Here is a 20384-nt window from a genome sequence, read left to right on the forward strand (position 1 = left end):
CCTGATGATTTATAAAATCCGAGTCATTCTGGATGCAGAGGAAGATGTTTTCCGGGACCTCGAAGTGGAACGCGACTGTTCCCTCGAAGAGCTCCATAATGTCATCAGCCAGTCCTTTGGGTTCCTGGGGAATGAAATGGCTTCTTTCTTCACCGCCGATGAAGCCTGGAACCAGGAAGAAGAGATCCCCCTCTTTGACATGAGGGAAGGACAGGAAGGGGCCCGGCTGATGCGCGATACCCCCCTGGGGGCCGTAATGGATGAGGGATCCCCCAAACTGCTGTATGTCTATGATTTCCTCAGCATGTGGACCTTCTTTGTGGAACTGGCCGATGTGGCCGAAAAAGAAGTGGGGAAATCCTACCCCAACCTGCTGTTCAGTTTCGGGGAATTGCCCGATTCACCCCCGGAAAAACAATTTGAAGCCGACCCCGGGATGGACTTCGAGGAACCCCTGGACCACTATGACGACCTTGATTTTGACGAGAACTGGAACTGAAAATCCCGGGAAACTACCCTAACCCCTACCCTATACCATGCTGAACCTCTTCGCTACCCAACTTGAAACAGTTTCCCTGCACCGCGTTGGCAATAAACACCGGGGGGAACCCATGTTCCTCACCGAGGCCCCCTATCCGCTGAACGATGAACTCAGGGGGCTGTTGAAGGAATATTTCTTTAAACCCTTCCGCGAGAAGGAAGAGAATTACTTCTGTTTCCGGCACGAAGCCGGCCTGGAATTCCATCCCATCCATGAGGCTGCCTCCAAAATATTCCAGGATCCCTCCAGCCTGCACCGGGTTTCCAGGGAAATTGCGAACCACCTTTACGAGCAATCCAAACATCCGCACATCAAAAACGGGGAATGCTATATCGTCTATATGACCGATGTGCTGCTCGATAACGAACGGGTAGACGCCCTGGGGATTTTCAAAAGCGAGGTCAAGCAGGATTTCCTGCAGTTCCGGGAAAAAGGGGCCCTGCTCGATGTCCTCATCCAGCAGGGGGTAAACCTGCAGCGCCTCGATAAAGGATGCCTGATTTTCAACCGGGGGGCCGAACAGGGGTACAAGGTCCTCTCCGTCGACAGCAACCGGTACGACGCCAGGTACTGGCTGGAGGAATTCCTGGGCCTGGCCCCCCTGACCGATGAGACCTTCTACACGAAAAATTACCTGAAATTCTGCCAGCATTTCGCCAAAGATGTGGTCCTGCCCGCCGAGGACAAGCAACAGGAGGTGCTGTTTATGAACCGGGCCGTGAACCATTTCGCCAAAAACGATACGTTTGAGGAAACCCGTTTCCTCAATGAGGTGATGGACAACCCCGAGCTGATCCCCGAATTCCGCCACTACAAGACGGAAAAGGGGCCCAAATACAGCATTGAGGATGTTTCTAATTTTCAGATCGCAAACAAGGCTGTATCCGATAGCCGGAAAAAGCTCAGCAACGTGATCCAGCTAGACACCAACATCCAGATAAAACTCAATTTCATCAACCCGGAATCCGCCGAAAAATTCGTGGAAAAAGGATGGGACGAAGAACGCCAGATGTATTACTACCTGGTCTATTTCAACCGGGAACAGAAATCCTGACGACCTCCCGGATCCGTTCGACATGACACAGGAAAGAGCAAGCGTAACCCATGGGGTAACCTAACCCATGGTTTATGCGGCCCTGACCAGGGGTTCTTAAACGGGGAGGTTGCCGGATTTACCGATATTGACAAAGCAGTAGGCATAGGTGTGGCGGAAGGGGGCGCAAGTCTGCCACGGAAATCATACATTTATCAAAATCATTCCCGATGAAAAATAGTACGTTGCGGATAGGGTTTATTTTATCCCTGTTGTTCTCCCTGACCGCCTGGGGACAGGCGTACGAGCCCCTGCCGGAATCCATTGAGAAACGGACCCTGCCTTTCGCAGAGCGCGACTCCACCCTTTCCCTGGATTTTTACCAGATGGTTGGGGACACCGAAGTAAGGCCCTGCGTCATTTTCGTGTTCGGGGGCAGTTTTGTCACCGGCCGTCGCGATGCCCCGGTTTATAACGCTTACATCAACAGCCTTGTGCGCAACGGGTGGAAAGTCGCCTCCATCGACTACCGCCTGGGGCTTAGGGGGAAATACGACCAGGTGGGGATCTTCAATACGGAGCCCCTGGAAAACGCCATAGACCTGGCGGTGGAAGACCTTTTTTCAGCTACCGCTTTTTTGGTCTCCCGGGCAGGGGAACTTCAGATTGATCCTGCCAACATTATCCTTTCCGGCTCAAGCGCCGGGGCCATCACGAGCCTCCACGGCGATTTATATGAAAAAAACAACCATGCCCTGCGGGCGGTCCTGCCGGAAGGATTCAGTTTTAAAGGGGTGATCGCCTTTGCCGGGGCCATTTTCAGCACCACCGGGAAACCGGAATACGTCCGGCAGCCGAGCCCCACCCTGCTCTTCCATGGCTCCGAAGACAAGGTTGTCCCCTTCACTAAGAGACGCCTGCTGAATAAAGGTTTTTTTGGGTCAGACTTCCTTGCCAGGGTGTTTGCCAAAAACAATTACCCCTATTACTACTACAGGGAAATCGGGGCAGGGCACGAAGTGGCGACCGCCGCCATGATGCAGCGGCTTGGGGAAGTCCACCATTTCCTCAGGACCGCGGTCCTTGCGAAAAGCCCTTATCAGTTGGAGGCCACCCTGGTACCCCTGAAAAAATAGGGGCGTTTCGCAGGCAAACGCATTGGGCAAAAAAAATGCATTCGCTGTTTTGGCTTTGCAGGGGTATGCGGTATCTTCTTGCATGGGGAGGGGGGGGCTCCCCCACAGCTAAAGGGCACCGGGGTCTCAAACCCTTGGCGGGCAAAGAAGGCTAACCGGAAATAGCGGACGCTTAAGGCTCAGCCGTGCAACTGGTCATCTCACACAAGCCCGGGGGTCACCACTCCTGCAATCAAGGATTCAAATCCGGATCCGCTTTTCGATGATTTGCCGCATGCTGACATCCTCGTAATTCCGCCTTACAAAGTCGAGGGCCAGGGCGAGGATATCCCCCATGGTCTCGCATTTCCTGAAGTTCACGTCAAGGGTAAGATCATAAATATCGCTCTTAAGGCGTTCAATATGCTCCGGAAGCGAAATAGGATCCTTCCTGGCAATGTCGACCAGTTTGCGGATGCGGTCGCCGGAACTCAGGATACGCTTCGCCACGATGGACCGTTCCTCCACTTTGTACTGATCCACGGAATCCGGGAGGAGTTTTTTCCTGACCAGCTCCACCATGGTGAAATTCTCCTTGAAGAATTGGGGGCGGTAGATCTTCAGCTTCCCCTCAAAACACTGCTGGTCAAAATCGATGGCGCGGATGCGGTAGACCACATGGTCAAAATCGTGGACCGGAATAATCACATAGTTGTACGAGCGCATATCGCCGAGCAAGCGGATCATACAGCGTTCATTGAACTTGACGAATTCCTTGGCCAGCTGTGCCTTCTCCGATTCCGAGCAGGACGGCAACATGTCGCGGATAAACACGTCTCCCGGTATTCCCGCAATATGTTCTTCAATGAGCGTATTGCCGCATACCAGGAAGTTCAGGTTATAGGGCGAAAGCATATGCTCCAGCTCCAGGCCATAGATGCGGGAGGCGTCCGTTTTTTTGACGTAGAAATAGGTGAAGTTGTCGTTCAGGATGTTTCTCACCTTGATCCGGAACGGTTTTGAATTCCCGAAGGTGCAGTAATCCACGGCATCGACGTTGAGGTACTGGAAGATCCGGTCGCTGCCGTCTGAATGAAGGATGGAATAGACCCGTTTGAGGCTCAGGTCGATTTCCTGCCGCTCCGAATCGGAATAATAGACCCGCACCCAGAGCGTATCCTCCCCGAGGGAATCATATACCACAACCGCTCCGGCGAACCGCAGCAGGTCCTCGTAACTGATCGGGATTTCGATTTTTCGGCTGAATTCCTCCAGGTAGGCTTCCAACTCCGGACAAACCGGAAAGGCAGGTTTTTTTCTGGACATCAGGCGCTCTTCTGTCATGAAGTCGGCTTTTCCATGTAACAAATTACGCATAATCTCGTCAACTAAGGAAACCCCCATCAAAAAAGATTCCCTTTGGAAACCATACTGACCGTTAACCACCTTACCAAAAAGTTCGGGCCCCTGGTTGCCGTTAAAGACCTGTCCTTTACCATTGAAAAAGGAAATGTTTACGGCCTCCTCGGGCCGAACGGAAGCGGGAAATCCACCACCCTGGGGATTGTGCTCAACGTGGTAAACAAAACCTCAGGGTCCTTCAGCTGGTTTGACGGCAATACCTCGACCCACCAGGCCCTTAAAAAAGTGGGGGCGATCATTGAGCGGCCCAATTTTTACCCGTACCTGTCTGCACGGCAGAACCTGCGGCTGGTTTGCCGGATCAAGGAAGTTCCCTACGGGCAGATCGAAGAAAAGCTCCGGCTGGTTGGCCTGTGGGACCGTCGGGATTCCAAATTCCGGACTTTTTCCCTGGGGATGAAACAGCGTTTGGCCATTGCCTCTGCCCTGCTGAACGACCCGGAAATCCTCATCCTGGATGAGCCTACCAACGGCCTGGACCCGCAAGGCATCCACCAGATCAGGGAATTGATCAAAAAAATTGCCTCCGAGGGCACTACTATTTTGCTGGCCTCCCACCTGCTGGATGAGGTGGAAAAGGTATGTTCCCATGTGGTGATCCTCCGCAAAGGGGTCAACCTCTACTCCGGGACGGTGGACGGCATGCTCGCCAGCCATGGGTTCTTTGAACTGCGTGCCGAAAACCAGCAGGCCCTAAGGGAGTTCCTGGAAAACCTCCCGGCCGTTTCCCGGGTTGAAGAAGAAAATGGGCTGCTCACCGCCTACCTGAAGGATCCCATGGACGCCGTGACCATGAACCGCCTTTGTTATGAAAACCAGATTGTGCTTTCCCACGTGGTCAGGCGGAAGGAAAGCCTGGAACAACAGTTCCTGACCATCACCAACCACCAGGACGCCCAGTAAAACGCCCCCCAGCCTTTGCCCATGAAACGACTCCTCCACATAGAATGCATCAAGCTCTGGAACAACCGGTCGAGCCGGGTGTTGATCATTTCCTATTTCGTGCTGCTGACCTCCATCGCACTGATCGCGGCCATCAAATTCGACATCGGGCCCATCCAGTTCCACCTGGCTGAACAGGGGATCTTCAACTTTCCCTACATCTGGCACTTCAACACCTTTGTGGCGGCCATTTTCAAGCTCTTCCTGGCTATTGTGATCGTGTCGATGATGTCCAACGAGTACACGAACAAAACCATCAAGCAAAACCTGATCGACGGGTTGTCGAAGAAGGAATTCATCGCCTCAAAATTCCTGACCGTCCTCGTGTTTGCGGGTATTTCCACCCTGTTTGTATTTGTGGTTTCCCTGATCCTGGGCGGTATTTATTCCGATTATACCGAGCTTTCCATCGTCTTTTCCGACATGGAATTCCTCCTCGCCTTTTTCGTGAAACTGGTAGGGTTCTTCAGTTTCTGTCTCTTTCTGGGCATCCTGGTCAAACGGTCGGCTTTTGCCCTGGGCTTCCTGATTATCTGGTCCATCCTGGAACAGGTGATTTTCGGGGTCCTGGGATGGAAATTTGTCTCCTGGGAAACCGCCAAAACCATTAAGAGCTTCCTGCCCCTGGAATCGATGGCAAACCTGATCAAGGAACCCTTCACCCGCCTGAATGCGGTGCAATCCGTGGCCAACCAGATCGGGGAAAAACTGGATCTCAACTACCAGGTGCACTGGTATGAGTTCCTCCTTGTCGCCGCCTGGACGGCCCTTTTCCTCTACGGATCCCTTGCCCTGTTGAAAAAACGGGACCTTTAGGCAGGAGCCATGTAGGAGGGCCGTCGCCTAAACCGCTCCTTTGAACTGATTGCCTGCAGGATTTGGGGGTAAATTCGTATTTTTCCTTCCTGCTGCTATGGAAGCTCTGAGAAAATTGCCCTGCCTGTTCTTTTTCTTTTGGGCCATTTATGGATGGTCCCAGGCTTGCCCTGCTCCCATCTCCCCCTTTTCCGGCCAGACCAATGTGGCACTGGACGCTACCATCAGCTGGGAACCCGTACCAGGGATTCCCGGGTACGAAGTTTCCCTGGGGACCGTACCCGGCGGGGATGACATCCTCACGACGGGGGTGGGGCCCAATGCCTCCTTTACCCCCCCGCAAGGGCTTCCTGCCAATTCCCTGGTTTACGTGACCATCACCCTGATCCTGCTGAACCAACCCAATATCGAATGTGCTTCCTATTCCTTTCGCACGGTTGCAGTCACCACGCCCCCCCCCTGCACCACCCTGACCAGCCCGGCTCAAAACAGCGAAAACGTGCCGGTAGGGTCGACCATACGATGGGCGTACAGCCTTTCGGCCACCGGATACCGTGTGAGTATAGGGACCACCCCCGGTGGGAACGACTTGCTGAACGACTTTGATGTGGGAAACACCCTTAGCTATAACCCGCCGGTAGACCTGCCGGAAGAACAAACCGTATATGTCACCATCACCCCGTACAACGACATAGGGGCCGCACCAGACTGCCCTACCCAATCCTTCAGGACGGGCCCATTGGCGACCCTCCCGGGCTGTGCAACCATCCTTTACCCGCTCAATGGGGAACCGAATATCCCCCTTTCCCCCCTAATCCGCTGGCAGCCCGTCGCAGGGGCAACCGGCTATCGCGTTTCCATCGGGACTTCGCCTTTCGATAACGACGTCCTGGATGGGGATAATTTTGGGAACGTGACGGAAATCAACGTGATCGACTTCGAACCGAACCGGATCTATTACATCCGAATAGTCCCATACAATGAAGCCGGGGCAGCCCTGGACTGTCCGCAAACGTCCTTTTCCACCCTCCTGGGCTGCGGCCCTTATTTCGACACAGAAGGCAACCTGGTTGACCTGAGCCCCCCCATCACCTTCCCCGAAAGTGTGGGCATTTGCAGTGGGGATGGAGCTACCGCCCTTTCAGCATTGGACCCGGCCGACGGGTACCGGTGGTACGAAATCATCAACCCGAACCGGGAAGTCCTGTTGGTCGAGGGCCCGGATTTTCTGCCCCCGGGACCGGGGGAGTACCGGCTGGAAATTTATAACCAGATCGAGGGGCCAACCGGTTCCTTTGAATGCCGTTCTTCCCGGGTGTTCTCCGTATCCGAGTCGGCGGCCGCTGTCATCGAGGGAACCGAGACCACCCTTGGGGCCGGGGTCATCAGCATAGAAGTTTCCGTCAGCGGGGTTGGGGACTACGAATTTGCCCTGGACAGCCCTGACGGCCCCTACCAGGCCGATAACCGCTTTTCGGGCCTGCCCCTGGATTCCTACACCATCTACGTCCGCGACCGCAACGGGTGCGGCATCAGCCAGGTCCTGGTGCAGCCTGACCTTACCGTGGAAGGCTTCCCGAAATTCTTTACCCCCAACGGGGACGGGATCAACGATTTCTGGCAGTTCCTCCCCCCACCATCCGGGGTAAACCCTATCCGGGAACTCTACATCTTCGACCGTTTCGGGAACCTGCTTTCGCAGGTAGACCCCCGGGGGGCCGGGTGGGACGGCACCTGGAACGGAAGGCCACTGCCTTCCTCGGACTACTGGTTCCGGGCCATCGAAGCCTCCGGCCGGGAAGTGCGGGGCCATTTCAGCCTCAAACGCTAAGATTTTATCCGCAAGACCCTCCGGGCAGGGTAGTTGTTTCGTAATTTTAAGGCATGAAATTTAAGGTGGTATCTGCGTTCCAGCCCACAGGTGACCAGCCCGGGGCCATTGCACAACTCAGCCGGGGCCTGCGCGAAGGCGACCGGTACCAGACCCTACTGGGGGTAACCGGATCGGGTAAAACCTTTACGGTGGCCAATGTGATCGAGGAGGTACAGCGGCCCACCCTGGTACTGGCCCACAACAAGACCCTGGCGGCCCAGCTCTACTCGGAGTTCAAAATGTTCTTCCCCAACAATGCGGTGGAGTACTTCGTGTCCTATTACGATTACTACCAACCGGAGGCATATATCCCGAGTTCGGGGCTTTATATTGAAAAGGACCTTTCCATCAACGAGGATATTGAAAAACTACGCCTGAGTGCCACCTCCTCCCTTCTTTCGGGTCGCAGGGACGTACTGGTGGTCGCTTCGGTTTCCTGCCTTTACGGCATCGGCAACCCTGTGGAATTCAAGAAAAATGTCATCCGGATCGAACGCGACCAGGTCCTCTCCAGGACCCGGTTCCTCCACCAGCTGGTACAGAGCCTGTACTCCCGGACCACAGCCGATTTCCGCAACGGGAATTTCCGGGTGAAGGGCGACGTGGTGGATGTTTTCCCCTCCTATGCCGACCACGCATACCGCATCCACTTTTTCGGGGACGAGGTTGAGGAAATCGAGGCTTTTGACCCCCACAACAACGCAGTGCTGGAGGAATACGAGACCCTGACCCTGTACCCGGCCAATATGTTTGTAACCTCCCCGGACGTGCTTCAGCAAGCCATTTACCAGATCCAGGAAGACCTCACCAAACAGGTGGCCTATTTCCGGGAGATCGGCAAACCCCTGGAGGCCAAGCGGCTGGAGGAGCGGACCAACTTCGACCTGGAGATGATCCGCGAACTGGGGTATTGCTCCGGGATTGAAAACTATTCCCGCTACCTGGACGGGCGGGAACCCGGTACCCGACCCTTCTGCCTGCTGGATTACTTCCCGGACGATTACCTGATGGTGGTGGATGAAAGCCATGTCACCATCCCGCAGGTCCATGCCATGTACGGGGGCGACCGTTCCCGCAAGGAAAACCTGGTGGATTTTGGCTTTCGCCTCCCGGCAGCCCTCGATAACCGCCCGCTGAAGTTTGAGGAATTCGAGGCCCTGCAGCACCAGGTGATCTATGTGAGCGCCACCCCGGCGGACTACGAACTCGAAAAAAGCGGCGGGGTGTACGTGGAGCAGGTCATCCGGCCTACCGGGCTGCTCGACCCGGAAATAGAAGTACGGCCCAGCAAGAACCAGATCGACGACCTGGTGGAGGAGATCCAGCAGCGGGTGGAACGCGATGAGCGCACCCTGGTGACCACCCTGACCAAGCGCATGGCCGAAGAACTCACCAAATACCTCACCCGTATCGGCGTGCGATGCCGCTATATCCACAGCGATGTGGATACCCTGGAACGGGTGGAGATCATGCAGGATTTACGCAGGGGCCTGTTCGACGTGCTGGTGGGGGTGAACCTGCTGAGGGAGGGGCTCGATTTGCCGGAGGTTTCCCTGGTAGCCATCATCGACGCCGATAAGGAGGGGTTCCTGAGGAGTAACCGCTCCCTGACCCAAACCGTTGGAAGGGCCGCCAGACACCTCAGGGGAAAGGCCATCATGTATGCCGATACCATTACAGAGAGCATGAAAAAAACCATGGAGGAAACCACCTATCGGCGCGAGAAACAAATGGCCTACAACCGCCAGCATGGCGTCACCCCTAAAGCCCTGGAAAAAAGCCTGGACAACGCCCTGGCGAAAAATTCGGTCTCCACCTTCCATTTCGAAAAGAAGGAAAGATCGGCCGGGGAACCTGACCCAGCGTACCTCAGTGCGGAGCAGAAGGAAAAACTGATCCGTGAAAAGCGAAAAGCCATGGAGCAGGCCGCCAAAGCCCTGGATTTTATGATGGCGGCACGGCTGCGGGATGAGATCAGGAGCCTGCAGGAACAGGACGCATAAAAAAAGCGCCCCGGCATTGCTGCCGGGACGCTTCCCTAACTAACCAACTAAACTAACCAACCATTATGGAGCCCGCTAGGAGGGCCAACCATAAATTTCTTATCCGCCTATTGCAATCAGGCGTTTTTTCGTGGGCAGCGCCTCCTGCTTCTTGGGCAGGCTAAAGCGCAGGATCCCTTCCCGGTAATCGGCCCGGATGTCTTCCTGGTTTACGCTTTCGGGCAGGGTAAAGGCTCTTTTGAAGGAAGTATAGTGAAACTCCCTGCGGGTATACTGTTTAACGGTTTCCTCCTTCTTTTCGCCGGATTCCATCGAAATGGTCAGTACATCCTGGTCCACTTCAATATTAAAATCTTCTTTTTTCTGTCCGGGGATGGCCAGTTCCAGGATAAACTGTGATTCCTCTTCCCGGATATTCACGGCCGGGAGGTTCCTCAAAGGTTTTTGGATCCCGCCAAACCAGTCCGGGGCAAGGACCTCGTCCCAAAGGCTGGGCATCAATCCGGTATTTCTACGTATCAGACTCATGGTTTTAATCTTTTTTGGTTCTACACGATTTTTTGCGTACACCCATTAAAAGGCAAAGGATATACCGAAGTCGTATTTATGCCAATTTGTCTGATAATCACAGCGAACAACTGCCTTTTTGGCTGTTTTTAGGTCTGGAAAGATAGTACACCCCCCTGTTCAGGTACAGATGTCCTTAGTTATAATGCGCCTTGAAGATGTCGATAAGGATACGGGGCGGGATGATTCTGTCGGGATACTGGTGCATCAGGGAGAGCACCTGGTCTATGGCTGAGGGGGGAAGTCCCATGCGAAGGCCTATATTGTGGAGTTTGTCAATTTCCCTCAGGCTTGCCTTCCGGTCAACATTCATCAACAGTACCAGGCGGTGGAATTGCAGGATGCGTTCGGCCATGGTCCTGGGAATAATCGCCCGGGCAGGATGCTCGAAAAGGGCTTCAAAATCTTCTCTGGCCACCCCCATCTGCTCAGCTACCCCCCAGAGGAAATCAAATTCCGAAGACTTGACTTCCTGGTCTGCGCGGGCCAGGGAAATCATCTCGGACAATAGGCTCAGTTTTTCCTCGTAGCTACTCATGGCGGGAAAGGGTTCACGGACCGTTTGTACTATACTAACTCGATTTTTGCCCATTTCGTATAGCCCTGGCCAGAGTTTGCACGCGGGTGCACCGCCCCGCGGGCAAAAAAAAAGCCCGATGGAAATCCATCGGGCCTTGTGATTTTAGATGCCTTCCGCACTAGGCGGTAATTCTGATCGGCACCTTGTAGGCTTTTCCTTCTTCCAAATCGCGGTCAGCCACTTTCTGGTAGTTCAGGCGGGCTTTTACAAAGGCTTCCAGGCGGGCGTCGTCGGTATCGACGGAAAGCACCACGATTTCCTTTTCTGCGTTCAGGATAAAACGCACCGTGGCGGACACCTCTTCCCGATCCCCCAGGTTAAAGGCCCTGTCCTGGAGGAGCCCCCCGATCTGCACACAAATGCGGGCTTTGGGGGAATCTCCCGGGGTCGCTTCCCCTGCTGTGGCTACTGGTACCGCAGCCATTAGGGCGACGGCCATGCATACTACACTCATTTTTTTCATGACGTTGATGGTTTGATGATTGATGAATAAAACTGGCTTACATTAGGAATAGACGGCTGAAGCCGGTAGGCGTTACAGGATTCTGATGAATTAACAAATATTTCACCTTTTTAGTGGTGTTTCGACAATAAACACGGGATTCGATGTTGTAATCTTGACATTTAGATATTGAACCGGGATTTCAAAGAACGCAAGGCGAAACCTGTGAGCCGTACCCTTCGGACAAAACCTGCAGGGCGTTACAAAGGTCCGTCAGGCCCCCTCAGCAATCAAGGGAAGCCTGAGGATTTAACGCAAGGGTAATTTTTTGGGAAGTGTGGGCAGGGGAAATAAAAAAAGGGTTATGCAAGCTTTACATAACCCTTAAACTTGTGCAGGCAGCAGCAGGTCAGGACAACACTTCCTTAACCTTGTCGGCCGCCTCCTGGAACTGCACCGCCGAATGTACGGCCAGCCCGGATTGATCGAGGATTTCCTTAGCCAGCTCGGCATTGGTTCCCTGCAGGCGAACGATGATGGGCACCTGGATGGCGTCCCCCATGTTCCTGTAGGCGTCAACCACGCCCTGGGCCACACGGTCGCAACGCACAATCCCTCCAAAGATATTGATCAGGATGGCTTTTACATTCGGGTCCTTCAGGATGATGCGGAAGGCTTCCTCCACCCTTTTGGCATCGGCCGTACCGCCTACGTCCAAAAAGTTGGCAGGTTCCCCCCCGGCCATTTTTATCAAATCCATGGTGGCCATGGCCAGGCCGGCCCCGTTGACCATACACCCTACGTTCCCGTCCAGGTCCACGTAATTCAGGCCCACGGCCCGGGCTTCCACTTCAATGGGGTTTTCTTCCCTGAGGTCGCGCATTTCGGCGTACCGCGGGCGCCGGTACAGGGCGTTGTCATCGATGGAAACCTTGGCATCCACAGCCATGATTTTATCGTCGGAGGTCTTTAGTACCGGGTTGATCTCAAAGAGGTTGGCATCGCTCTCCTGATAGGCCCGGTAGAGGGCCGATACGAATTTGGTCATTTCCTTGAAGGCATTGCCCGAAAGGCCCAGGTTAAAGGCGATGCGCCTGGCCTGGAAGGGCATCAGCCCAACGGCGGGGTCAACTTCTTCCGTGAAGATCAGATGGGGGGTTTTTTCGGCCACCTCCTCGATGTCCATCCCGCCTTCGGGGGAATACATGATCATAGTCCTTCCCGCAGCCCGGTTCAGGAGCACCGACATATAGAATTCGCTGGTTTCCGAAGGCCCCGGGTAATACACGTCTTCAGCGATCAATACCTGGTGTACCTTTTTGCCCTCTGCAGAGGTTTGGGGGGTGACCAGGTTCATCCCGATGATCTGCCCGGCAAGGCTTTCCACTTCCTTGAGGTTCTTGGCGAGTTTGACCCCGCCCCCTTTGCCGCGGCCCCCCGCATGGACCTGGGCTTTGATCACATGCCAGCTGGTCCCTGTTTCCTGGGTAAGCCGCTTGGCCGCTTCCACGGCTTCAGCCGCATTATGGGCGACGATGCCGCGCTGGATTCGCACGCCAAAACTGGCAAGGATTTCCTTTCCCTGATATTCGTGTAGATTCATGTTATTGGATTCTCTAGTTGGATGCAAAAATAGGAAACGGTCCCGACTTCCCCTAATGGATTGGTCATTGGGCTTATTCCACCTTGTAATCCTTAAAATCGAGGGGGTCAAAGTTGCGGAAATGCCCGTTCATCTCGATGCGCTCCCGGGTTTGCTGGAGTTGCCCGAGCACCAGGATGGTTTGCTTCAGATGGTCGAGCAGGAATTGCAGTCGCACCTTTTCGCTGGCCAGCTGCAGCAACTGGTATTCCTGCTGAAACGACAGGCCCATCTTGTGGGCAAGGGTGAAACTGTTGAACACCTCCCTGCGGACGGGTTCAAAAGGAAGCTCCATAAGGCGGTACAAGTGTTTGCAGGCCTCAATTACCGCCTCCGTCAGGGCGGGGTCCGCGTCCTGGATCGGGTCGAGGAACCGCACCTCCCCACCGGGATATAACTTTCGCGGCCAAACGGGCTGGAAACTGACCAGGCGGAAGGCCTGCCGGGCCACACATACCACATCCATGGATCCGTCCTTATAGGTATTCACGACTTCCTTCAGCTGCACCTCGGTCCCAAAGGAAAGGGTGTTATCGACATAAACGGGGATTCCAAAGGTCATCGCCTCCCGGAGGCAATCGTGCATGAGTTGTTTGTAGCGCTCCTCAAAAATATGGAGGGGGACGGTCTCCCCTGGAAAAAATACGGATTGGAGTGGAAATAAGGGCAGTTTCATGGCAACTGCCAAAGTACAATGTAATCCGGGAAATCGCAAGCAAAGGGAAGCGTTGCTTGTTACAAATACAACATTTTGTTAAAATACGTGGGGCTCGAATCCTTTTTTTGGGGATGCCGGGAAAGTAAATTAGTTTTGTCCAAACCTTTGCAGGTATGGAAGCCACTGTTTTAAGAGAGATTGCGGAAGAATTCGGCGCCCCGGTTTACGTGTACGATTCCGGACAGATCCGTTCCCAGTTCGAACGGCTCACCCGGGCCTTCAGCCAAATCCCGCGCCTGAAGCTGAACTATGCAGCCAAGGCCCTGTCGAACCTTACAATCCTCCGCCTGATGAAACACCTGGGCAGCGGGCTGGACACGGTTTCCATCCAGGAAGTGCGTTTGGGCCTGCTGGCCGGGTTTGCCCCCCAGGACATCATCTACACCCCCAATGGCGTTTCCCTTGAGGAAATTGAAGAAGCCGCTGCCCTTGGGGTGCGCATCAATATCGACAACCTCTCCATCCTAGAGCAATTCGGGACCCGGCATCCGGAGATCCCCGTGTGCATCCGCATTAACCCCCATGTGATGGCTGGAGGGAATTCAAAGATTTCAGTAGGCCACATCGATTCCAAATTCGGGATCAGCATCCACCAGATCCCACACCTGCTCCGCATCGTGGACCTCACAGGGATGCGGGTCAACGGGATCCACATGCATACTGGAAGCGACATCCTCGACATCGATGTGTTCCTGTATGCCTCTGAAATCCTGTTCGACACGGCCCTGCAGTTCAAAGATCTGGAGTTCATCGATTTCGGGAGCGGTTTCAAGGTCCCGTACCGGGAAGGGGACATCCAGACCAATGTGGAAGAACTCGGCGAACGGCTGGGCGGCCGTTTCAATGCCTTCTGCAAGGAGTATGGGCGCGAGCTTACCCTGGCCTTCGAACCCGGGAAATTCCTGGTCAGCCAGGCAGGCTATTTCATGGCACGGGTCAATGTGGTAAAACAAACAACCTCCACCGTGTTCGCCGGGGTCGATTCCGGTTTCAACCACCTTATAAGGCCCATGTTGTACGGGGCGTCGCACGAGATCGTGAACATTTCCAACCCCGATGGCAAAGAACGGTATTACTCCGTAGTCGGATATATCTGTGAAACCGATACCTTTGGGAGTAACCGCCGCATAAGCGAAATTACCGAAGGGGACCTGCTTTGCTTTAAAAATGCAGGGGCATACTGTTTTACCATGGCCAGCAATTACAATTCCCGATACCGGCCTGCCGAGGTCCTCTGGCACGAGGGAAAGGCCTACCTGATCCGGGAGCGGGAGACCTTTGAAGACCTGGTCCGCAACCAGGTCGACCTGCCGGCCCTGTTCGACCCGCAGGTCGCCGATGCGCATTGAAATAAAAACGCCCTGAAGCCGTTAGGATTATAGAAAACCGGGACTACCCGGAAAACGATTGGAAATGAAGAAAAAAATACTACCCGTACTCCTGTTGTCTGCCCTCCTGAGCACCCTGGGCCTGGTGGCTCAGGAAGTACAGTGGATGAGTTGGGAAGAGGCAGTGGCGCGCTCCGCCGCCGATGCCAAGCCAAAAAAACTCTTTGTCGACGTCTATACCGACTGGTGTGGCTGGTGCAAACGGATGGACCAGGACACCTTCCAAAATCCGGAAGTGGCTGCCTACATGCAGGAACACTTCTATATGGTTAAGTTGGATGCCGAACAGGAAGCGCCCATTGAATACGATGGGAAAACCTTCAAATTCGTCCCCTCCGGGAGGCGGGGGTACCACGAGCTGGCTGCGGCCCTTTTACAGGGGCGCATGAGCTACCCGACGGTGGTATTCCTGGATGAAGGGCGAAGGATGCTTTCCCCCGTACCGGGGTACCAGAAACCCGATGGCTTCCTGAAGATTGCGCGCTATTTTGGGGAGGATATCTACAAAAACACCCCCTGGGAACAATACAGCGGACAGGCGAAATAGTACGCCCGGGAAACCCACCGCGATAGCGGCCCCAGGCGCCCTTAAACCACTCTCCTACCCTCCTACCGGCTGTAATTCGGGGATTCCTTGGTAATGGTGACGTTATGCGGGTGGCTTTCGTGGATCCCGCTGGCGGTAATCTTTACAAACTTTCCGGTCTCCTTCAGGGTCTCGATGTCGCGGGCACCGCAGTATCCCATCCCCGCGCGCAGGCCCCCTATAAACTGGTGGATGCTTTCAAAAAGGTCCCCTTTGTACGGCACCCTGCCGACAATCCCTTCCGGGACCAGTTTCTTGATGTCATCTTCCACGTCCTGGAAGTAGCGGTCTTTTGAACCTTCCCGCATGGCCTCCACCGAACCCATGCCCCGGTACGATTTGAACTTTCGGCCCTCATAGATAATGGTCTCCCCGGGCGATTCCTTGGTCCCGGCCAGCAGGGACCCCAGCATTACGCAATCGGCGCCGGCAGCAATCGCTTTCGGGATGTCCCCGGTATAGCGGATTCCCCCGTCGGCAATGACGGGCACCCCACTGCCCTTAATGGCTGCTGCCACTTCCAGGACGGCGGAGAGCTGCGGAAAACCAACCCCTGCAACCACTCGCGTAGTACATATCGACCCGGGGCCGATGCCTACCTTAACGGCGTCTGCCCCGGCATCTACCAGGTAGCGTGCCGCCTCCGGGGTGGCGATGTTCCCCACCACCACTTCCAGGTCCGGGAACGCTTTTTTCACCTGCTGCAGCACGGCCACCACGCCACGGGTATGCCCATGGGCGGTATCGATAACCACGGCGTCGACCCCGGCAGCCACCAGGGCCCCGGCCCGGTCAAGGGCGTCTGCAGTAACCCCCAGGGCCGCGGCTACCCGAAGCCGTCCGTACTTATCCTTATTCGCAATGGGCTTCTGGGTGAGCTTGGTGATGTCCCTGAAGGTAATCAGGCCCACCAGGCGGTTGTCTTTGTTGACCACGGGGAGTTTTTCGATCTTATTTGCCTGCAGGATGTCTTCAGCCTCCTCCAAAGAAGTGCCTTCTCCCACCGTGACCAGGTTTTTCGAAGTCATGACCTCAGAAATGGGCCGGTCGTCGTTTTTCTCAAAGCGCAAGTCCCGGTTGGTGACAATCCCGATCAGCCGCCCATCATGGTCTACGATAGGGATGCCGCCTATGCTGAACTCCCTCATGTTCGCCTTGGCATCCCGTACCAGGGCGTCGGCATGAAGGGTCACCGGATCAAGGATCATCCCGCTTTCGGCCCGCTTTACCTTGCGCACCTTCATGGCCTGCAATTCGATGCTCATGTTTTTATGCAGGACCCCGATCCCCCCTTCCCTGGCCATGGCTATGGCCATCCGCGATTCCGTCACCGTATCCATGGCAGCGGAAACGATGGGAACATTGAGCTGGATATTCCGGGTAAAACGGGTCCGGATATCGACTTCCCTCGGAAGGATTTCAGAATAAGCCGGTACGAGGAGGACGTCGTCGTAGGTAAGGCCTTCGCCTACGATTTTGGACAGGTGGGCTTCCATGGCAATTAAGGATTAATTGCGTGCAAAGATACTAATTTTCAGGGTTCATAAGCGCCTGGCGGGCGGAAATGACCCCGGTGCGTCGGCTACGGGGCCCGTGGCCCCTTCAGGCATGGGTAGAAAAGAGTTCCCTGGCCTTGTTGTAGGCCGCTTCAAAAGCCATCCAGTTCACCCCGGTATCGGCCTTTTGGGAGGTAAAGTAAGACAGGAGCTTCTCGGTGGGCATGTTCCCCGTGAGTTCATCCTTCGCCATGGGGCAACCCCCGAACCCCTGTATGGCACCGTCGAACCGGCGGCACCCCGAACGGAATGCGGCATCCACCTTTTCGTGCCAGGAACGGGGGTGGGTGTGCAGGTGGGCCCCGAATTCCACCTCCGGGTAGCGGGGAATCAGGTTGCTGAAAAGGTGCTCTATGATTTCAGGGGTGGAACTCCCCACGGTATCCGAAAGGGACAAAATATGCACCCCCATGGCCACCAGCCGTTCCGTCCATTCCCCAACGATGTCGACATTCCAGGGGTCTCCATACGGATTTCCAAATCCCATGGAAATGTAGGTCACCAACTCCTTGCCGTGCTTCGAGGCCTCGGAAAGGATGTCCTGAAGCAGGTCAATTGACTGGGCAATCGTCTTATGGGTGTTCCGCATCTGGAAATTCTCGGAAATGGAAAAAGGGTACCCCAGGTACCGGATCTCAGGGTGCCTGCAGGCCTCTTCCGCCCCGCGGAGGTTGGCTACAATCGCAAGCAGGTGGCTGGTCGTCCGGCTCAGGTCCAGGCCTGAAAGCACCTCGGCCGTGTCGGCCATCTGGGGGATGGCCCTCGGGGACACAAAACTGCCGAAATCAATGGTATGGAACCCACAGCCCAGCAAGGCCTGGATATAACGGGTCTTGGCTGCAGTGGGGATCTGGGTCCTGATCCCCTGCATGGCATCCCGCGGGCATTCGATGATTTTGATGCGCTCAGACATTCGGCTGCAGGTTTATCCCTTCAAAAATACCATTTATTCCGGGATGGACGCCCGGGCAAAACCTGCAGGAATTTGTATCTTGTCTTAAGCAACCCTCAGCCAATCCCCAGCATGAAACTTTTGTTTTCCCTCGCCTTTATCCTTACCGCCCTGTTAGCCCAGGCCCAGATCGCAAACCCCAACAAAACCGCGCCTGAAGCGCCCGCATCCGGGGAAAACCAGGTGCTGAGGCATGTGGTGCTCTTCAAATTCAGGGATGGGACCCCACAGGAAAAAATCAGGGAAATAGAAGGGGCGTTTTCTCAACTTCCCGAAAAGATCGCCCACATCCGCAGCTTTGAGTGGGGCTTGAACAACTCCCCGGAAGGGTTGAACAAAGGCTTTACCCACTGCTTTTTCCTGACTTTCGCCTCGGAGGAAGACCGGGACGCCTACCTTCCCCACCCCGACCATAAGGCTTTTGGAGCCCTGCTGGGCCCCTGGCTGGAAGACGTACTGGTGGTGGATTACTGGACGCACTCCATGGAAAATTAGCCTTTTTCCCGGTAGGGTTATTTCAAATTCACGGGATTATTCAGGGTAGGTCCGTTTCGAGACATCCGCTGATAATGGCCTATTCCTTAGTGTTATCGATAAAAGAATATAATACGTCTGTATTATAATTCCCCCCGGAAACAAAAGGTATACCTTTAGGTAGAAGAAACCTTTTTATTCAAATGCTTTGCATGTCTGAACAGCTGATCATCAACTTTACGCCCACCGGGATGATTCCTACCAAAGAAATGACTCCCCATGTCCCGGTAAGGGTAAATGAAATTGTAGACGAGGTCCGTGAGGCATGTAATATTGGCATCACTATGGTCCATTTGCATGCCCGCGACCCTATTTCAGAGGAGCCCACATACCTCAGGGAAATTTACGGGGAAATCATTGGGGGTATCAGGGAATACGCCCCTGACCTGGTGATTTGTGTCTCCCTTAGCGGCCGGAATTTCAAGGAATTATCACAGCGGGCCGACCCCCTTCTGCTGGAAGGCAACATGAAACCGGACATGGGAAGCCTTACGCTTAGTTCCCTCAACTTCAACCGCACGGCCAGTATGAACTCCCCCTCCATGGTGCAGGACCTGGCACGGCTGATGAAAGAAAAAGGCATAGTCCCTGAACTGGAAGCTTTTGACGTGGGGATGATTAACTATGTCCGCTACCTGGAAAAAAAGAAGCTAATCGATCCACCATACTACTTCAACCTACTGTTGGGGAATATCGCCTGTGCCCAGGCAAACCTGCTGCATGCAGGGCTTATGATCAATGACCTTCCAGGGCAATCCTTTTGGAGTCTCGCAGGCATTGGGGAGGATCAACTTAAAATGAATGCAGTGGCTATCGCCATGGGGGGCGGTGTTAGGGTTGGCCTGGAAGACAATATCTGGTTTGATACCGACCGCACCCGCCTGGCATCAAACACGGATTTGCTGGAACGCATCCATGCCCTTGCCTCAGCCCACCTCAGGGAGGTAATGCCACCGTCCCGGTTCAGGGATCTTTTAAACCTTAAAAAAGGAAATGGACAATACGGTCGATAAAAAAAAACGTTCAAATGCATCGCCGGAGGAGGGGAAGTATTATAAACTTCGCCTTATTGGCTATCGCATGCGGCATGGCCTGGTTTTGTTTAGTATACTTAATTTCCTGAGGCGCTTTGGAGTTTATATCAATCCCTATTGGGTTGACCTTGAAAGCCTTGCCTTTTGCCCGGAGCCTTCCCTCAAGGATGATCCGGGGCTTTACCACCTGGATTCAATAAATAAAGAAGACGTGCTTCTTCTCTACCATCAGCTCAGGTGGAATACAGATACGCTAACAGATCATATAAAATCAGAATTCAGGGGAGTAGGCCTGTACAGGAAGGAAGAATTGGCGGCTTTCATGATGATAAGGACCAAATCCTTTGCGTTCTTTGGCAAGGAATTTCAACTGGGTCAAAATGAGGCATACCTTGAAAACATGTATACCTATGAGAAATTCCGTGGTAAAAACCTGGCCCCATACCTGAGGTATCAATGCTATAAACTGCTTGCCGCTGAAGGAAGGACAAATTGCTATAGCATTACCCAGTATTTTAATACTTCCTCGAGGAAATTCAAAGCAAAGTTAGGTGCAAAACCCAGCGAACTATGGCTTCATCTGGGACTATCAAAAAAATTGCATCGTACAATTCTCCTGAAAAAGTACACGGTCTGATTC

At 54.3% G+C, this 20384-nt stretch carries 20 protein-coding genes; 12 read left to right on the plus strand and 8 right to left on the minus strand.

Features of this window, described 5'->3' with window-relative positions; genetic code table 11:
- Nucleotides 1–4 precede the first annotated feature (4 nt).
- From NG653_RS04110 to NG653_RS04120, 3 genes are all read left to right on the plus strand, one after another.
- A complete protein-coding gene (locus tag NG653_RS04110; protein WP_252740398.1) occupies nt 5–499 on the plus strand; it encodes an IS1096 element passenger TnpR family protein in 495 nt (164 codons plus the stop codon).
- A 37-nt stretch (nt 500–536) separates the two neighbouring features.
- Nucleotides 537–1595, plus strand: a complete 1059-nt coding sequence (locus NG653_RS04115) for a nucleoid-associated protein (protein ID WP_252740399.1) — start codon at nt 537–539, stop codon at nt 1593–1595.
- A 209-nt stretch (nt 1596–1804) separates the two neighbouring features.
- Nucleotides 1805–2710 carry an alpha/beta hydrolase gene (locus NG653_RS04120; protein WP_252740400.1) on the plus strand — a complete coding sequence of 302 codons (906 nt, stop codon included), beginning with the start codon at nt 1805–1807 and terminating at the stop codon, nt 2708–2710.
- Between the two features lie 240 nt (nt 2711–2950).
- Here the strand turns inward: NG653_RS04120 and NG653_RS04125 are convergent, their stop codons facing one another.
- Nucleotides 2951–4033 carry a hypothetical protein gene (locus NG653_RS04125; RefSeq protein WP_252740401.1) on the minus strand — a complete coding sequence of 361 codons (1083 nt, stop codon included), beginning with the start codon at nt 4031–4033 and terminating at the stop codon, nt 2951–2953.
- Between the two features lie 75 nt (nt 4034–4108).
- On the opposite strand from NG653_RS04125, the gene NG653_RS04130 reads away from it, so the two are divergent.
- The 4 genes from NG653_RS04130 to uvrB all read left to right on the plus strand — a co-directional run bounded on the left by NG653_RS04130 (nt 4109) and on the right by uvrB (nt 9745).
- Nucleotides 4109–5014, plus strand: a complete 906-nt coding sequence (locus NG653_RS04130) for an ABC transporter ATP-binding protein (protein ID WP_252740402.1) — start codon at nt 4109–4111, stop codon at nt 5012–5014.
- 21 nt (nt 5015–5035) lie between these two features.
- Nucleotides 5036–5869: an ABC transporter permease gene (locus NG653_RS04135; protein WP_252740403.1), complete on the plus strand. Its 834-nt coding sequence runs from the start codon at nt 5036–5038 to the stop codon at nt 5867–5869.
- 97 nt (nt 5870–5966) lie between these two features.
- A complete protein-coding gene (locus NG653_RS04140) occupies nt 5967–7700 on the plus strand; it encodes a T9SS type B sorting domain-containing protein (RefSeq protein WP_252740404.1) in 1734 nt (577 codons plus the stop codon).
- Between the two features lie 53 nt (nt 7701–7753).
- The gene (gene uvrB / locus NG653_RS04145; RefSeq protein ID WP_252740405.1) at nt 7754–9745 is read left to right on the plus strand and encodes an excinuclease ABC subunit UvrB; all 1992 of its coding nucleotides are present in this window, start codon (nt 7754–7756) and stop codon (nt 9743–9745) included.
- A gap of 99 nt (nt 9746–9844) precedes the next feature.
- Here the strand turns inward: uvrB and NG653_RS04150 are convergent, their stop codons facing one another.
- The 5 genes from NG653_RS04150 to NG653_RS04170 form a co-directional block, all read right to left on the minus strand.
- The gene (locus tag NG653_RS04150; RefSeq protein WP_252740406.1) at nt 9845–10273 is read right to left on the minus strand and encodes an Hsp20/alpha crystallin family protein; all 429 of its coding nucleotides are present in this window, start codon (nt 10271–10273) and stop codon (nt 9845–9847) included.
- Between the two features lie 175 nt (nt 10274–10448).
- Nucleotides 10449–10850 (minus strand): TerB family tellurite resistance protein, encoded by a 402-nt coding sequence (locus NG653_RS04155; protein WP_252740407.1) that lies wholly within the window; start codon nt 10848–10850, stop codon nt 10449–10451.
- A 160-nt stretch (nt 10851–11010) separates the two neighbouring features.
- Nucleotides 11011–11355 carry a hypothetical protein gene (locus tag NG653_RS04160; protein ID WP_252740408.1) on the minus strand — a complete coding sequence of 115 codons (345 nt, stop codon included), beginning with the start codon at nt 11353–11355 and terminating at the stop codon, nt 11011–11013.
- A 388-nt stretch (nt 11356–11743) separates the two neighbouring features.
- Nucleotides 11744–12937 (minus strand): ADP-forming succinate--CoA ligase subunit beta, encoded by a 1194-nt coding sequence (sucC, locus tag NG653_RS04165; protein WP_252740409.1) that lies wholly within the window; start codon nt 12935–12937, stop codon nt 11744–11746.
- A gap of 73 nt (nt 12938–13010) precedes the next feature.
- Complete coding sequence (locus NG653_RS04170) at nt 13011–13652, minus strand: LON peptidase substrate-binding domain-containing protein (protein WP_252740410.1); 642 nt, start codon at nt 13650–13652, stop codon at nt 13011–13013.
- Nucleotides 13653–13807: 155 nt separating this feature from the next.
- Between NG653_RS04170 and lysA the strand changes: the two genes are divergently transcribed.
- Together lysA and NG653_RS04180 are read left to right on the plus strand one after the other, a co-directional pair.
- Complete coding sequence (gene lysA / locus NG653_RS04175; RefSeq protein ID WP_252740411.1) at nt 13808–15043, plus strand: diaminopimelate decarboxylase; 1236 nt, start codon at nt 13808–13810, stop codon at nt 15041–15043.
- 64 nt (nt 15044–15107) lie between these two features.
- The gene (locus NG653_RS04180) at nt 15108–15629 is read left to right on the plus strand and encodes a thioredoxin family protein (RefSeq protein WP_252740412.1); all 522 of its coding nucleotides are present in this window, start codon (nt 15108–15110) and stop codon (nt 15627–15629) included.
- Nucleotides 15630–15691: 62 nt separating this feature from the next.
- On the opposite strand, the gene guaB is transcribed toward NG653_RS04180, so the two are convergent.
- Nucleotides 15692–17164 (minus strand): IMP dehydrogenase, encoded by a 1473-nt coding sequence (gene guaB / locus NG653_RS04185; RefSeq protein WP_252740413.1) that lies wholly within the window; start codon nt 17162–17164, stop codon nt 15692–15694.
- A gap of 106 nt (nt 17165–17270) precedes the next feature.
- Nucleotides 17271–18137 carry a hydroxymethylglutaryl-CoA lyase gene (locus NG653_RS04190; RefSeq protein WP_252740414.1) on the minus strand — a complete coding sequence of 289 codons (867 nt, stop codon included), beginning with the start codon at nt 18135–18137 and terminating at the stop codon, nt 17271–17273.
- A gap of 111 nt (nt 18138–18248) precedes the next feature.
- Between NG653_RS04190 and NG653_RS04195 the strand changes: the two genes are divergently transcribed.
- The 3 genes from NG653_RS04195 to NG653_RS04205 all read left to right on the plus strand — a co-directional run bounded on the left by NG653_RS04195 (nt 18249) and on the right by NG653_RS04205 (nt 20381).
- On the plus strand, nt 18249–18671 hold the full coding sequence (locus NG653_RS04195) for a Dabb family protein (protein ID WP_252740415.1): 423 nt from the start codon (nt 18249–18251) through the stop codon (nt 18669–18671).
- A 191-nt stretch (nt 18672–18862) separates the two neighbouring features.
- Nucleotides 18863–19723: a beta-keto acid cleavage family enzyme gene (locus NG653_RS04200; protein ID WP_252740416.1), complete on the plus strand. Its 861-nt coding sequence runs from the start codon at nt 18863–18865 to the stop codon at nt 19721–19723.
- On the plus strand, nt 19704–20381 hold the full coding sequence (locus NG653_RS04205) for a GNAT family N-acetyltransferase (protein WP_252740417.1): 678 nt from the start codon (nt 19704–19706) through the stop codon (nt 20379–20381). The genes NG653_RS04200 and NG653_RS04205 overlap by 20 nt, the downstream gene beginning before the upstream one ends.
- The last annotated feature ends 3 nt before the right edge of the window (nt 20382–20384 follow it).

This window comes from Robiginitalea marina (assembly GCF_024006985.1).
GTDB classification, from domain to species: Bacteria; Bacteroidota; Bacteroidia; order Flavobacteriales; family Flavobacteriaceae; genus Robiginitalea; species Robiginitalea marina.

Excerpts from the sequence above, each read along its gene's own strand:
- NG653_RS04115 (WP_252740399.1), top strand. The coding sequence starts at position 537 with ATGCTGAACCTCTTCGCTACCCAACTTGAAACAGTTTCCCTGCACCGC.
- NG653_RS04195 (WP_252740415.1), top strand. The coding sequence starts at position 18,249 with ATGAAACTTTTGTTTTCCCTCGCCTTTATCCTTACCGCCCTGTTAGCC.
- NG653_RS04155 (WP_252740407.1), bottom strand. The coding sequence starts at position 10,850 with ATGAGTAGCTACGAGGAAAAACTGAGCCTATTGTCCGAGATGATTTCC.
- NG653_RS04135 (WP_252740403.1), top strand. The coding sequence starts at position 5,036 with ATGAAACGACTCCTCCACATAGAATGCATCAAGCTCTGGAACAACCGG.
- NG653_RS04180 (WP_252740412.1), top strand. The coding sequence starts at position 15,108 with ATGAAGAAAAAAATACTACCCGTACTCCTGTTGTCTGCCCTCCTGAGC.
- sucC (WP_252740409.1), bottom strand. The coding sequence starts at position 12,937 with ATGAATCTACACGAATATCAGGGAAAGGAAATCCTTGCCAGTTTTGGC.
- NG653_RS04125 (WP_252740401.1), bottom strand. The coding sequence starts at position 4,033 with ATGACAGAAGAGCGCCTGATGTCCAGAAAAAAACCTGCCTTTCCGGTT.
- NG653_RS04205 (WP_252740417.1), top strand. The coding sequence starts at position 19,704 with ATGGACAATACGGTCGATAAAAAAAAACGTTCAAATGCATCGCCGGAG.
- NG653_RS04200 (WP_252740416.1), top strand. The coding sequence starts at position 18,863 with ATGTCTGAACAGCTGATCATCAACTTTACGCCCACCGGGATGATTCCT.
- NG653_RS04140 (WP_252740404.1), top strand. The coding sequence starts at position 5,967 with ATGGAAGCTCTGAGAAAATTGCCCTGCCTGTTCTTTTTCTTTTGGGCC.
- NG653_RS04120 (WP_252740400.1), top strand. The coding sequence starts at position 1,805 with ATGAAAAATAGTACGTTGCGGATAGGGTTTATTTTATCCCTGTTGTTC.
- guaB (WP_252740413.1), bottom strand. The coding sequence starts at position 17,164 with ATGGAAGCCCACCTGTCCAAAATCGTAGGCGAAGGCCTTACCTACGAC.
- NG653_RS04170 (WP_252740410.1), bottom strand. The coding sequence starts at position 13,652 with ATGAAACTGCCCTTATTTCCACTCCAATCCGTATTTTTTCCAGGGGAG.
- NG653_RS04110 (WP_252740398.1), top strand. The coding sequence starts at position 5 with ATGATTTATAAAATCCGAGTCATTCTGGATGCAGAGGAAGATGTTTTC.
- NG653_RS04160 (WP_252740408.1), bottom strand. The coding sequence starts at position 11,355 with ATGAAAAAAATGAGTGTAGTATGCATGGCCGTCGCCCTAATGGCTGCG.
- uvrB (WP_252740405.1), top strand. The coding sequence starts at position 7,754 with ATGAAATTTAAGGTGGTATCTGCGTTCCAGCCCACAGGTGACCAGCCC.
- lysA (WP_252740411.1), top strand. The coding sequence starts at position 13,808 with ATGGAAGCCACTGTTTTAAGAGAGATTGCGGAAGAATTCGGCGCCCCG.
- NG653_RS04150 (WP_252740406.1), bottom strand. The coding sequence starts at position 10,273 with ATGAGTCTGATACGTAGAAATACCGGATTGATGCCCAGCCTTTGGGAC.
- NG653_RS04190 (WP_252740414.1), bottom strand. The coding sequence starts at position 18,137 with ATGTCTGAGCGCATCAAAATCATCGAATGCCCGCGGGATGCCATGCAG.